We start from the raw sequence: 13,842 nt of genomic DNA on the forward strand, positions 1-13,842 counted from the left end.
GTCGGCGAAAACGCGGTAGCGACGCTCGGCGTGGAGCTGGTCGATCGCATCCTCGAAGAACCGCTGATAGTTCATGTCGACTTCCCAATTTTGGGCCGGATCATAATCACTGCCCCATGCCGCGTCCACCGCGCCCAACCGGTCAAAATGCCACGCCCGTGCCCTGTTCCTAACGATGCCGGATCGTGGCCTATTCCTGGCTGTTTGAAGCAACTTGGTTTCAGTACGATGCCTCGGGCGCGACGAACTGTTACGGAGTTAACATAGGGAGGCTAGTGGGCTTGCGGCGGGTTTTCCAGCGCGGTGGCTGTTGAGACAGTTTCCGATAAATCTTGATCAGCGAGGTAGATGATGACGGTTTTGGTGACGGGCGGTGCCGGTTATATCGGCAGCCACATGGTCTGGGAACTGCTGGACGCCGGCGAGAGCGTCGTGGTGCTCGACCGGCTTTCCACCGGCTTCGAATGGGCGGTCGCCCCAGAAGCAAAGCTCACCGTCGGCGATGTCGCCGATCGTGATCTGGTCGGCCGGATCATTCGCGACAACAAGGTCGACGCCATCATCCACTTTGCCGGCTCGATCGTGGTGCCGGAATCGGTCGCCGACCCACTTGGCTATTACGAAAACAACACCTGCAAGACCCGCACGCTGATCGAGACGGCCGTGCGCGAGGGCGTGCCGCATTTCATTTTCTCCTCCACCGCCGCCGTCTATGGCGGCGCCGGGCTGGAGCCGGTGCGTGAGGATGCGCGGCTCGCGCCCGAATCGCCATATGGTCTTTCCAAGCTGATGAGCGAATGGATGCTGCGCGACGCGGCGCTGGCGCACGACATCCGCTATACGGCGCTGCGCTATTTCAATGTCGCCGGCGCCGATCCAAAGGGCCGCACGGGACAATCGACGCCCGGTGCCACGCATCTGATCAAGGTCGCCTGCGAGACCGCGCTCGGCAAGCGGCCCTTCATGCAGGTCTTCGGCACCGATTATGCGACGCCGGACGGCACCTGCATGCGCGACTACATCCATGTCAGCGATCTCGCCGCCGCGCACCGGCTGGCGCTGCAGCGGCTGCGCGATGGCGGCGGGAGTCTCGTCGCCAATTGCGGCTACAGCCACGGCTATTCGGTGCTGGAGGTGATCGACAGCGTGCGCCGCGCCTTCGGGCACGACTTCGATGTGCGCATGGGCGACCGCCGGCCGGGCGACGCGGCAGCCGTGGTCGCCAATTCCGAGCTTGCCCGCAAGGAACTCGGCTGGACGCCGCAGCGCGACGATCTCGACCTGATCGTCAACGACGCGCTGGCCTGGGAACGGATCCTGACGACCAAGAACTCCGTTCGAACCTAAGCTGTTGGGCCAAGGGCTCGCGGGGCGCCTATAGACGCGGTATTGAGCCTCATGCAGCGGTGCGCGGGGGCGCGCCGCCCCATGATCCTTGAGGGAACGGCATGAAGGTCTTGGTTCTCGGCGCCGGCGTGGTTGGCACGGCGGCCGCCTATTATCTGGCTAAGGACGGTCACCAGGTGACGGTGATCGAGCGCCATGAAGCGGCGGCGCGTGGCACCAGCCAGTCCAATGCCGGCCTGGTGTCGCCGGGCGACGCCACCGCCTGGGCTTCGCCCGCCGCGCTGAAGACCTTCCTGCGCGCGCTCTGGAACCACGATCTCGGCATCAAGGTCAGGTTGCGCCTCGATCCCTATTTCTATGCCTGGAGCCTGCGCTTCCTGCGCGAATGCACGGTGACGCGGCTGCGCGCCAACACCGATGTCAAGTTGAGGCTCGCGCTCCATTCCCGCGACTGCATCAATCAACTGTCGGAGGAAGCCGGCATCCATTACGACGAACGCAAGAAGGGCATTCTCTATTTCTTCCGCTCGCAAAAGAGTTTTGACACCGGCACCGACAATTACCGCTATCTCGGCGAGCACGGCCTGCCGATCGAGATCGTCGGCCGCGAGCGTCTGGTTGAGCTGGAGCCTGGCCTTGCCGGCGTGAAGGACAAGATTGCCGGCGGGATCTATTCGCCGATCGACCAGACCGGCGATTCCAAGCAGTTCACCGACCGGCTCGCCGCCTATGCAGCCGAGAAGCTCGGCGTGAAATTCCTGTTCGGCACGGCGGTCGAGGGCCTCGACATCGAGGGAGACCGGGTGCGCGCGGTGATGACCTCGGCAGGACCGGTCACCGGTGATGCCGTCGTCATCTCCATGGGGCCGGAAAGCGGCCTGCTCGGCCGCCGCTACGGCATCGACCTGCCGGTCTATCCGGTGAAGGGCTATACAGCGACGATCCCCTTGGAGGACGAGAGCAAGGGGCCGACCATGGGCGGCGCCGACGAGGACCGGCTGATCGGCTATTCCAGGCTCGGCAATCGCCTGCGCATGTCCTCGACCGCCGAATTCACCGGCTTCGACCGCAGCTTCAAGCCGGGTGATTTCAGGACCATCCTGGAAACCGGCAAGGATCTTTTTCCCGGCGCCTTCGACGAGAAGAAGGCCGTGCTCTGGGCCGGCTTGCGGCCGATGATGCCGAATTCGGTGCCGGTCATCGGCCGGGCGAAATACCGCAATCTCTATCTCGACACCGGCCACGGCCATGTCGGCTGGACCATGGCCTGCGGCTCGGGACAATTCCTGGCCGACGTCGTCGCCGGCAGAAAGCCGCAGATCGATCCCAAAGGATTGCTGTACGGTACAGCGCGCTGAGAGGTCTAATTGCCGAGGTCGGCGCTGCCCCTCATCCGCCTGCCGGCACCTTCTCCCCGTTGAAGGGCAGAAGAGAGCTGGCCGCGATGCCGGCGTCCATTTTACAACGCAGACAATTGGCGAAACGTCGACGACAGCGTTTTTCTCCCCGCGTCACTATACGGTGAGAAATGCCCGGCAGGGCAATGAGGGGCAGCGCCAACCTGCCAGATAGTGGTCGGTTACGTCTGAACCGCCAACCGCCACGCCCTTACATAATCGCGCCAGACGCGCTCGGCCGGAGGCCTGGTGCGTTCGCCTTTGCTCAAAACGGTAGCGCCGTCCGACGCCAACAGCGCGGCGCCGATGCTGGTCCCGGTCGAGGTCTCCGAGGCAACGACCGGCCGCCCTGTCGCTGCCGCCAGCATGCGGATGAAGAGCCGGTTCTGCGCGAAAGGCCCTTCGACAGTCGTCGCGCCGTTGCCGCCGATCAATTCCAGGCAGGTCGCGGTCGTCAGCGCCAGATAGAACGAGATGGCGGCGAAGCGCTGGCCGGCGCTCAAGTTCTCGGCATTGATCCACTCTGCGTCGCGATGCGGGAAGGGCCCGGAGCCCCGTTGAGTGGCAGGCAGTAGCAGCACCCGCCGCGCCAGAACGGCGGCAACATCGTCTTCGCTCCACTCTTGGCTTTGGCCCTCGGTCAGCAGCGAGAACTCGCGTCCGCCCATGAAGCGCGCCGAAGGCACCGGATCGCCGAGCGCGTTGACATTGACCAGCGTGTCGCGCGCCGGGTCGAGCTCCACCCTCCTACCGCCCACCGCCATCGACACCACCCATGTGCCGGTCGAGACGACGGAGAAGGGCGGTGTGTCGGACAAAAGGTGCGGTAGCAGAGAAGCATTGGAGTCATGCAGTCCGCAGAACACGGGCGTCTGCGGGTCGAGCCCTGTCCGCCGCGCCAGCTCCGGCAGGATCGGGCCAAGCCGATCCTTTGCCGGTCGCACCGGTGCCATCAGCCGGCGCCAGCCCATCCTGTCGACCAGCGACGAGTAATCGGACGTCCAGGGATTCCAGAGATCGGTGTGGCAGCCGAGCGAGCTCACCTCATTGGCGGCGACGCCGGTCAGCCGCAGCGCCCAGTATTGCGGGTACATCAGCATCGCGGCGGCCTTGGTGAATTCCGCCGGGAAACGCTTCTGCTGCCAGAAGAACTGCGCGCCGAGATTGAGGCCGATCGGCAGCCGCGGCGTGCCTGTTTCGCCGAAGGGCGGACGCACGGCGTCGTAATCGGCCGCAAGCTGGTCGGGACCGTCGAATTCGTAATCGAGCACAGGCAGCACCAGTTCGCCTGAGCGGTCGACCAGCGCGCCGGTCGCGCCATGCGTGGTGATCGAGATAGCATCGATCCGCCGTTCGCGGGTGAGATCGGCGAAGCTGTTCAGGATGAACGTCCACAGCGCCTCGACATCGTGATGCGGGTAGGGCGCCAGCCGCACCGGCGCGTTGGTGAAGCGGCGCAACGCGATCTCGCTCAGCGTCGCGAGATCGACCAGCGCCACCTTGGCGTTGGTCTTGCCGATATCGATGACGGCGACGATCATGCCATATGGAACACGGTTTCCAGCGGCGCCGCCACCGGCTCGTTGTCGGGTTTGGTCTCCATGACGTCGGCCATATGCGCCCACCAGCGCTGCATCACCGGGTGCTTCGGAAGATCGGCCATGCCGTGGTCGTCGCGGCGCCACAGCACCCCGAACAGGATGTTGGTTTCCTCGTCGAGGTGGATCGAATAGTCGGAGACGCCGGCCTCTCTCAGCAGCGCGACCAGCTCGGGCCAGATCTCGTCATGGCGGCGCTTGTACTCGGCCTTCATGCCGGGATTGAGCTTCATCTTGAAGGCGTATTTCTCCATCAGGCGAAGCGCCCCTCGCGCAGCCGCCGCCAGACGATCGGCAGCGCAATGACGATGATCAGCAGCAGGCCGATGAAGATCGACATGACGATGCCGGGCACGTTGAGCAGTCCGAGGCCGAACGTCACCAGCCCCATGATGAAGGCGGCGAGCACGACGCCCAGGATGCTGCCGGCGCCGCCGAGGATCGACACACCCCCAAGCACCACCATGGTGATCGCCTCAAGCTCGTAGCCCTGCGCGATCGACGGCCGCGTCGAGCCAAGCCGCGAGGTGATCAGCACCGAGGCTATGCCCGACATCAGCCCGGTCAGGCAGAACAGGATGAATTTGATGCGGTCGACGCGCACGCCGGAAAACTGGCAGGCGACGGGGTTGTTGCCGATGGCGAAGACGCGGCGGCCGAAGCTCGTGCGATGCAGTACGAACCAATAGATCAAAGCCGCGACGAGGAACAGCGCCAGCTCGAACGAGAAAACCCACCAGACATAGCCCTGGCCGAAGAAGGCGAAGCTCTCCGGATAGCCTTTGTAGGCCTTGTCGCCGAGGATGATGAAGGCGATGCCGCGAAACAGGCTCATCGTGCCGATGGTGACGACGATGGAAGGCAGGCCGAGCCGGGTGACCAGCAGCCCGTTGAAGGCGCCGCAGCCGAGTCCCACGACGACGCCGATCGCCACCAGCACCGGCGTTCCCGCGCCGGCCTGCACTGCCATGCCCATCATCGTCGAGGCTAAAGCCACGATCGCCGCGACCGACAGGTCGATCTCGCCCGAGATGATCAGCAGCGCCATGGCTAAAGCGATTAGGCCCTTTTCGGTGACGTTGAAGGTCAGGTCCGACAGCGACCACGGATCGAGAAAATAGGGCGAAGCAAAACTGTTCACCGCGAAGATAACGATCGCGATGACGATTAGCAGCGCCTCCCAGGAGAAGATCGCCGACGACAGCGGCTTGTCCAACCGGTCGGGGATACGGCGCGGGGCAGGGGTGTCGGTCATGCCGCTTCCGCCTTTCTCAGGATGATGCGGCCTTGCCGGCGCTCGCCGCGCGCGTTGAGCACCACGGCCAGGATGATGGCGCTGCCCGAGATCGCCATCTGCCAGAAGGGCGAGATGTTTATGACCGGCAGCGCGTTGGAGATGATGCCGAGGAACAGCGCGCCCAGCACCGCGCCGCCGACCGAGCCGATGCCGCCGGCGATCGAGATGCCGCCGATGACGCAGGCGGCGATGATGTTGAGCTCATAGCCGTTGGCGACCTCGACCGAGGCGATGACGTAGCGCGAGATCCACAGATAGCCTGCAAGCCCGCCGATCATGCCGGAAATGCAAAAGACGATGAATTTGGTGCGGCCGACATCGATGCCGGCATAGACCGAGGCGGTCGGATTGACGCCGATGGCGTGGATCGAGCGGCCGATCTGCGTGCGCGTCATGACCACGAAGAACAGCGCGATCACGATGATCGCTATCCAGGACAGAACCGGCAGGCCGAGGAAAGCGGCGCGCTGGAAATTGATGAAGTCCGGGCTCATCTGGTCGGCATTGACCCAGGCGCCGCCCGAGACGACGAAGGTGGCGCCTCGATAGATCGTCAGCGTGCCCAGCGTCACCACGATCGACGGGATGTTCAGCCGCCACACCAGGAAGCCGTTGATCGCGCCAAGCGCCAGTCCGATGGCAAGCGCGATCACGATCAGCACCGGGATCGGGATCGCCGGATGCGCGGCATTGAGCATCGCCACCACCATGCCGGTGAAGCAGAGATTGGACGCCATCGACAGGTCGATCGAGCGCGTCAGGATCACCACCATCTGGCCGAGCGCCAGGATCATCAGGATCGACGTGTCATTGAACACCTGGCGCAGATTGGCGGGGTCGGCGAAGCCGGGGAAGCGCGTCGAGATCAGGCCGATCAGCACGACGATGCCGGCAAGCAGCCAGATCTCGCGATGTTTGAGGAAGCTCTTCATGCCGCGATCCCCGCTGCCGTCCGAACCAGCGTCTCGGCGTCCAGCCCTTTGTTGTCGTAGGTCGCCGCGATGCGGCCCTCGCGCATGACCACGACGCGGTCGGACATGCCGAGGATTTCGGGCAGTTCCGAGGAGACCATGATCACTGACAGGCCTTGCGCGACCAGCTCGGCCATGAAGCCGTGCACGGCGGCCTTGGAACCGATATCGATGCCCTTGGTCGGCTCGTCGAGGATGATCACCTTGGGCGCTGTGGCCAGCCATTTGGCGATGACCACTTTCTGCTGGTTGCCGCCGGAAAGCGTGCCGACATCCTGGCTGAGCGAGGAGGCGCGCAGATCGAGCCGCTCGGTGTAGGAGCGCGCGAGCGAGAACTCTTCCGCCAGCCTCAGCACGCCGGATTTCGAGGTGCGCGCCAGTGAAGGGAGAGAAACATTCTGGAAGATCGGCAGGCCGATCACCACGCCCTGCTTGCCGCGCTCTTCCGGCACGTAGACGATGCCGGCCTCGATCGAATCCGCCGCCGACTTCGGTGCGATCGTCTTGCCGTCCAGTGAGATGGTGCCTCGGCTGGTGCGGGTGATGCCGGCGATCGCCTGCATCACCTCGCTGCGCCCGGCGCCGACCAGCCCGTAGAAGCCGAGAATCTCGCCCTTGCGCAATTCGAAGCCGATGTCGTCGAACTCTGTCGGGTGCGACAGGCCGGAGATGGACAGCACCGGCGCGCCGATCTTCGGCTCGCGCTGCGGGAAGATGTGGTCGACGTTGCGGCCGACCATCATGCGCACGATCTCGTTCTGGCCGGTGTCTTTCAGCAGGCCTTCGCCCACCATTTCGCCGTCGCGGAAGACGGTGTAGCGGTCGGCGATGCGGTAGATCTCGTCGAACTTATGGCTGATGAAGAGCACCGCCTTGCCTTCGCTCTTCAGGAATTCGATCAGCAGGAAAAGCTCCTCGATCTCCTTCATCGACAGGGCAGCGGTCGGCTCGTCCATGATGACGATGCGCGCGTCGATCGACATGGCGCGGGCAACGGCCACCAGATGTTTGTTGGCGATGCCGAGGTCCTTCAGCCGCGTGTCGGCATCGATGTGGCCGGCGCGCATCGTCTCCAGCACTTCGCGCGCGTTCTTGCGCATAGTGCGCCAATCGATGGTGCCGAAGCGGGTGCGCGGCGCATGGCCGAGAAAAATGTTTTCGGCGACCGAAAGATCGTCGAACAGCACTGTCTCCTGGTGGATGGCGGTGATGCCGTAGCCGAAGGCGGCATGCGCGCTGGGCAGCGTCGTGGCCAGGCCGTCGATGCCGATCTCGCCTGAATCGGGCTGGTAGATGCCGGTCATGATCTTGACCAGCGTCGACTTGCCGGCGCCGTTCTCGCCGATCAGTGCCGTGACCTGTCCCGGATAGAGCGACAGGCTGACATTGTGCAGCGCGCGCACGCCCGGGAAACTTTTCGAGATGCCTGAGAGTGTCAGGCGAGGAGCGGAGGCGGGGAGCCGCTCCTTTACCGTGCCGTCATGGGCCGTCGTGTCCATAATCGTCTCAAGCCCAGTCAATCTATTGCGTGTAGACTTCCCCTCACCCGACCCCCGCTTCGCTCGGTCGACCTCTCCCCGAGGGGAGAGGAGATTTCCGAGCTTGGCTCCAGGCTCTTCTCCCCGCCGGGGAGAAGGTGGCCGCGAAGCGGCCGGATGAGGGGACTGCGCCCTGGTTCTCAGGATCAATAGATCTTGGAGAACTTCTCGATGTTGCTCTTGTCGAACTGGAAAGGCGGAGCCATCGCGGCCGAGTTGGTGTCGTCGAGCGTCACCTTGCCGACGCGGCCGATCGACAGCGTTGCGCCGGGCTTGGCTTCTTCCTTCTTCACCGCCAGGTCATGGGCAAGGTAGATCGCCGAATAGCCGAGGTCGATCGGGTTCCAGAGAGCGACAGCCTGCGAAGCGCCGTTGTCGATGAACTTCTTGAACTCCGACGGCAGCGCGAGGCCTGTGACGTTGACCTTGCCGATCAGGTTCTCGTCGGTGACGACCTGCGCGGCGGCGACGACGCCCACCGTGGTCGGCGCGATGATCGCCTTGAGGTTCGGGTAGGACTTCAAGAGGCCCTTGGCTTCATCCGTGCTCTTGGCTGAGTCGTCATCGCCATAGACGGTGGCGACCAGCTTGATCTTAGGGAACTTCTCCGGCAGCACCTTCTTGGCCGCTTCGATCCAGGCGTTCTGGTTGGTCGCCGTCGAGGAGGCCGACAGGATCGCGACGTCGCCGCCTTCCGGCAGGTAGTCGGCGGCGAGCTTGATGATGGTCTCGCCGATCAGGCCGGTGTCGGACGGGTTGAGGTGGAGCTGGCGGCCTTCCTTGGCGACGCCGGAGTCCCACGAGATCACGGTGATGCCGCGGTCCATCGCCTTCTTCAGCACCGGCACCAGCGCGTCGGCGTCATTGGCCGAGACGGCGATCGCATTGACCTTCTGCGCGATCAGCGAATTGATCACCTCGATCTGCGCTTCGGCGGTAGCCTTGGTCGGGCCGGTATAGATGACGTCGACATCGCCCAGTTCCTTGGCCGCTTCCTCGGCGCCCTTGTTGGCGGCGTCGAAGAAGCCGTTGCCGAGCGACTTCACCACCAGCGCGATCTTGACGTTTTCGGCATAGGCGGCATTCACGAACATGGCGGCGGAAAAGGCCGCCGTAACCAGCAGTTTCTTCAAAAAGCTCATCGAATATCCTCCCTTGAGCGTTGCATTCCATCGCCGCTGCGAGCGTGAGTTTCCCTCAGGCCTGCAGTGAAGATTCCTCCTTGTCGCTTGACTGTCTGCGGGCGACGATCAGCGCCACCCCCGCTGTTTCCAGCATCTTGGCCTCGCGGTCCTCGATGCCGTCGTCGGTGATCACGGTTGCGATGCGCGACAGCCCGCACAGGATCAGGCTCGAGCGCATGCGGAATTTCGAAGAATCGACCAGCACCACCAGTTCGTCGGCCTGGTCGATCAGCTTCTGCTCCGCCTGGATCAGCAGCGGATCGCCTTCCATCAGCCCGAGCGGCCCCAAACCTTGCGCGCCCATGAACATGCGCCGCGCATAGAAGTTGCGCGTCACGTCATTGTCGAAGGGCGACAGGATGATGTTCTGCTCGCGGTAGATCGTGCCGCCCGACAGCATCACCGTGTTCTTCGAGTGCTTGAGCAGATGCTCGGCGATCGGGAAGGAATTGGTGAAAATTGGCATGCGGCGTCCGGTCAGGAAATGCACCATCTGGAAAGTGGTGGTGCCGCCATTGATGATGATCGGTTCGCCGTCCGTGCAAAGGCTCACGGCTTCGCGGGCGATCGCCCGCTTCTGCGCGGCGTTCAACGTTTCGTTGACCGAGAAGGGCCGGCCGGCAAGGCCGATGAACTGCGGCGGCGAGATCGCCTCGGCGCCGCCGCGCACCCGGCGCAGGCGCTTCTGGACATGCAGCGCCGCGATGTCGCGCCGGATCGTCGCTTCGGAAGAGTCCGTCAGCTCGACCATCTCTTGCACCGTCACCACAGGCTTTTCCTGGACGGCGGACAGAATGATCCTGTGGCGCTCTTTCTCGTGCATGGTTCCTCCCTGCCCAAGCATCAGGCCTTAGAAAACGCGCAGTGTCAATCATTTCCGATCATATATTTTCATTGTGCAGTGCAATATGATCGATATTGATCGTTTGTGATTGACAAGCGCGACGCTTGCGTAGACATTCCCGGTCGAGAAACGAGGGGCGCGGCATCGCGCTCCAAGGGAGGATACCTATGCTCGACAAGCGCTCCGGCTCGCGCCTCGCCAATCTTTGGGACGATGCAAAGGCCGAAGGGATGAGCGGTCCTGAGCTCTTGGTTTATCGCTCGAACACGCTGGGATCCGACAAGCGCGTCACCAACTATGGCGGCGGCAACACCTCGTCCAAGTTCTGGCAGAAGGACCCGCTCACCGGTGAGGAGGTCGAGGTGCTGTGGGTCAAGGGCTCGGGCGGCGACAGCGCCTCGATCAAGCTTGACGGTTTCGCCACCCTCTACATGCAAAAGCTGCGCGCGCTGAAAGGCCTGTATCGCGGGCCTGCGCATGAGGATGAGATGGTGGCCTATCTGCCCCACTGCACCTTCAACCTCAATCCGCGCGCGGCCTCGATCGACACGCCGCTGCATGCCTTCGTGCCGAAGGCTTGCGTCGACCACATGCATCCCGACGCCATCATCGCGGTCGCCGCCGCCAAGGATTCCAAGGCGATCACCAAGGAGATCTTCGGCGACGCCATCGGCTGGCTGCCGTGGAAGCGGCCGGGCTTCGAGCTCGGCCTGTGGCTGGAGAAATTCTGCCTCGAAAACCCGGATGCCAAGGGCGTCGTGCTGGAAAGCCATGGCCTGTTCACCTGGGGTGACACGCCCAAGGAGTGCTACGAGACGACGATCTCGGTGATCAACCAGGCGATCGACTGGTTCGAGCGCAAATCGCAGGGCAAGGCGATCTTCGGCGGCGAGGCGGTCCAATCGCTCGACGCTTCCGCGCGCCGCGCCATCGCGGCCAAGCTGATGCCGCGGATCCGCGGCCTTATCTCCGAAAAGAGCCATAAGCTCGGCCATTTCGACGACCAGCCCGCCGTGCTCGAATTCGTCAATTCGAAGGACTTGCGGCCGCTGGCGGCGCTCGGCACCTCATGCCCCGATCACTTCCTGCGCACCAAGATCCGGCCGCTGGTGATCGAGTTCGATCCGGCAAAGCCGGATGTCGATGCCGTCATTGCGCGGCTGGCCGACGACATCGCCGAATACCGCGTCGGGTATCAGGCCTACTATGATGCCTGCAAGCATCCGGACTCGCCCGCCATCCGCGATCCCAATGCCGTGGTCTATCTGATGCCGGGCGTCGGCATGTTCACCTTTGCCGGCGACAAGGCGACGGCGCGCATTTCTGGCGAGTTCTATGTTAACGCCATCAATGTCATGCGCGGCGCCTCGACCGTCTCGTCCTATGTCGGCCTGCCTGCACAGGAAGCCTTCGACATCGAATACTGGCAGCTCGAGGAGGCCAAGCTGCAGCGACTGCCGAAGCCGAAGGCGCTTGCCGGTCAGATCGCGCTGGTCACCGGCGGCGCCGGCGGCATCGGCCGCGCCACCGCCACCCGGCTGCTGCGCGAAGGCGCCTGCGTGATGCTGGCCGACATCGACGAGGCCGCATTGGCCAGCGCCAACGACGAGCTTTCGAAAACCTACGGCAAGGACCTCGTCCGTCCGGTGCGGATCGATGTGACCTCGGAAGATCAGGTGCTTTCCGGCTTCGCCGAGACTGCGGTCGAGTTCGGCGGCATCGACATCCTGGTGTCCAACGCAGGTCTGGCCTCCTCGGCGCCGATCGAGGAAACGACGCTGGCCTTGTGGAACAAGAACATGGACATCCTGTCCACCGGCTATTTCCTCGTTTCGCGCGAGGCCTTCCGGTTGTTCCGCGCCCAGAAGATCGGCGGCAATGTCGTCTTCGTCGCCTCCAAGAACGGGCTTGCCGCTTCGCCGAACGCGTCCGCCTACTGCACGGCCAAGGCTGCCGAGATCCATCTGGCCCGCTGCCTCGCGCTGGAAGGGGCGGAGGCGCAGATCAGGGTCAATGTCGTCAATCCGGACGCCGTGCTGCGCGGCTCCAAGATCTGGTCCGGCGAATGGAAGGAACAGCGCGCCGCCGCCTATAAGATGTCGACCGACGACCTTGAGGAGCATTACCGCTCGCGCTCGATGCTGAAGCGCTCGGTCTTCCCGGAGGACATCGCCGAAGCGATCTATTTCTTCGCCTCGGACATGTCTGCCAAGTCCACGGGGAACATCGTCAACGTCGACGCCGGCAACGCGCAGAGCTTTACGCGTTAGGCGCGCACTTCCCTTCTCCCCGTTCTACGGGGAGAAGGTGCCCGAAGGGCGGATGAGGGGCGACGCCAGCCGACGAATACTGGGAGAAAGTGCAGTGTCCGAAACGATCATCTCGACTGACGTCGTCGAAAAAAGCAACGCCACGCGCGAAGCCGACCTCGAGCGCGACTACGCTGCGCTCGGCGAGCGCCTCGACCGGCGCGGTATCGCCATCGACGCTATCCGCGACAAGGTCGAGAAATTCGGCGTCGCGATCCCGTCCTGGGGCGTCGGCACCGGCGGCACGCGCTTTGCCCGTTTTCCAGGCGCCGGCGAGCCGCGCGACATCTTCGACAAGATCGAGGACTGCGCCGTTATCAGCCAACTGACGCAGGCAACACCAACCGTCTCGCTGCACATCCCGTGGGACAAGGCGGATCCGAACCGGTTGAAGCAGGCGGCCTCGCGCTTCGGCCTCGGCTTCGACGCCATGAATTCCAACACCTTCTCCGACGCCAAGGACCAGAAGCTCTCCTACAAATTCGGCTCGCTGTCGCATGCCGATGCCGGCACGCGCAGGCAAGCAGTCGAGCACAATCTCGAATGCATCGAGATCGGTAAGACGCTTGGATCGAAAGCGCTGACGGTGTGGATCGGCGACGGCTCCAACTTCCCCGGCCAGGTCAATTTCGCGAAGGCCTTCGAGCGCTATCTCGACGCCATGCGCGAAATCTATGCCGGCCTACCGTACGACTGGCGGCTGTTCACCGAGCACAAGATGTATGAGCCGGCCTTCTATTCGACGGTCGTGCAGGACTGGGGCACCAACTACATCATCGCCAAAGAACTCGGCGACAAGGCCTTCTGCCTGGTCGATCTCGGCCACCACGCGCCCAACGTCAACATCGAGATGATCGTGTCGCGGCTGATCCAGTTCGGCAAGCTCGGCGGCTTCCACTTCAACGATTCCAAATATGGCGACGACGATCTCGACGCCGGCTCGATCGACCCGTACCGGCTGTTCCTCGTCTTCAACGAGCTGGTCGATGCGGAGCTTTCGGGCGCCAAGGGTTTCCACCCCGCGCATATGCTCGACCAGAGCCACAACGTCACCGATCCGATCGAAAGCCTGATGCTGTCTGCCGTCGAGGTGCAGCGCGCCTATGCGCAGGCGCTGCTGGTCGACCGCATGGCGCTGGAAGGTTTCCAGGATGCCAATGACGCGCTGATGGCGACGCAGACGCTAAAGGCGGCCTACCGCACCGACGTCGAGCCGATCCTCGCCATGGCGCGGCTGAAAACCGGCGGCGCCATCGATCCGGTCGCCGCCTATCGCGAGGCCGGCTACCGGGCCAAGGTCGCGGCGGAGCGGCCGGCTGTTGCGGGTGGCGGCGGCGGCATCGTTTGAGATTGGCCG

The 13,842-nt window shown here is 63.7% G+C and carries 11 protein-coding genes; 4 read left to right on the forward strand and 7 right to left on the reverse strand.

The window, feature by feature from the left end:
- The first annotated feature begins 351 nt into the window (after positions 1 to 351).
- On the forward strand, positions 352 to 1,347 hold the full coding sequence (gene galE, locus FJ980_RS14590; RefSeq protein WP_140543811.1) for a UDP-glucose 4-epimerase GalE: 996 nt from the start codon (positions 352 to 354) through the stop codon (positions 1,345 to 1,347).
- Between the two features lie 101 nt (positions 1,348 to 1,448).
- Entirely contained in the window at positions 1,449 to 2,705 is a 1,257-nt protein-coding gene (locus FJ980_RS14595; RefSeq protein ID WP_140543756.1) for a D-amino acid dehydrogenase, read from the forward strand.
- Positions 2,706 to 2,926: 221 nt separating this feature from the next.
- Here FJ980_RS14595 and FJ980_RS14600 read toward each other — a convergent pair whose 3' ends face one another.
- From FJ980_RS14600 to FJ980_RS14630, 7 genes are all read right to left on the reverse strand, one after another.
- Positions 2,927 to 4,285 (reverse strand): FGGY-family carbohydrate kinase, encoded by a 1,359-nt coding sequence (locus tag FJ980_RS14600; RefSeq protein ID WP_140543757.1) that lies wholly within the window; start codon positions 4,283 to 4,285, stop codon positions 2,927 to 2,929.
- Positions 4,282 to 4,596: an L-rhamnose mutarotase gene (gene rhaM / locus FJ980_RS14605; RefSeq protein WP_181181204.1), complete on the reverse strand. Its 315-nt coding sequence runs from the start codon at positions 4,594 to 4,596 to the stop codon at positions 4,282 to 4,284. Before rhaM ends, FJ980_RS14600 begins: the two co-directional genes overlap by 4 nt.
- Entirely contained in the window at positions 4,596 to 5,597 is a 1,002-nt protein-coding gene (locus FJ980_RS14610) for an ABC transporter permease (RefSeq protein WP_140543759.1), read from the reverse strand. The genes rhaM and FJ980_RS14610 overlap by 1 nt, the downstream gene beginning before the upstream one ends.
- Entirely contained in the window at positions 5,594 to 6,571 is a 978-nt protein-coding gene (locus tag FJ980_RS14615; RefSeq protein WP_140543760.1) for an ABC transporter permease, read from the reverse strand. Before FJ980_RS14615 ends, FJ980_RS14610 begins: the two co-directional genes overlap by 4 nt.
- A complete protein-coding gene (locus FJ980_RS14620; protein ID WP_140543761.1) occupies positions 6,568 to 8,109 on the reverse strand; it encodes a sugar ABC transporter ATP-binding protein in 1,542 nt (513 codons plus the stop codon). The genes FJ980_RS14615 and FJ980_RS14620 overlap by 4 nt, the downstream gene beginning before the upstream one ends.
- A 185-nt stretch (positions 8,110 to 8,294) precedes the next feature.
- A complete protein-coding gene (rhaS, locus tag FJ980_RS14625; protein ID WP_140543763.1) occupies positions 8,295 to 9,290 on the reverse strand; it encodes a rhamnose ABC transporter substrate-binding protein in 996 nt (331 codons plus the stop codon).
- 55 nt (positions 9,291 to 9,345) lie between these two features.
- Entirely contained in the window at positions 9,346 to 10,155 is an 810-nt protein-coding gene (locus FJ980_RS14630) for a DeoR/GlpR family DNA-binding transcription regulator (protein WP_140543765.1), read from the reverse strand.
- 188 nt (positions 10,156 to 10,343) lie between these two features.
- On the opposite strand from FJ980_RS14630, the gene FJ980_RS14635 reads away from it, so the two are divergent.
- Together FJ980_RS14635 and rhaI are read left to right on the forward strand one after the other, a co-directional pair.
- Positions 10,344 to 12,446 (forward strand): bifunctional rhamnulose-1-phosphate aldolase/short-chain dehydrogenase, encoded by a 2,103-nt coding sequence (locus FJ980_RS14635; RefSeq protein ID WP_140543767.1) that lies wholly within the window; start codon positions 10,344 to 10,346, stop codon positions 12,444 to 12,446.
- 52 nt (positions 12,447 to 12,498) lie between these two features.
- Positions 12,499 to 13,833, forward strand: a complete 1,335-nt coding sequence (rhaI, locus tag FJ980_RS14640) for an L-rhamnose catabolism isomerase (protein WP_140543769.1) — start codon at positions 12,499 to 12,501, stop codon at positions 13,831 to 13,833.
- Positions 13,834 to 13,842: the final 9 nt, after the last annotated feature.

The organism is Mesorhizobium sp. B1-1-5, assembly GCF_006443065.1.
GTDB lineage: Bacteria > Pseudomonadota > Alphaproteobacteria > Rhizobiales > Rhizobiaceae > Mesorhizobium.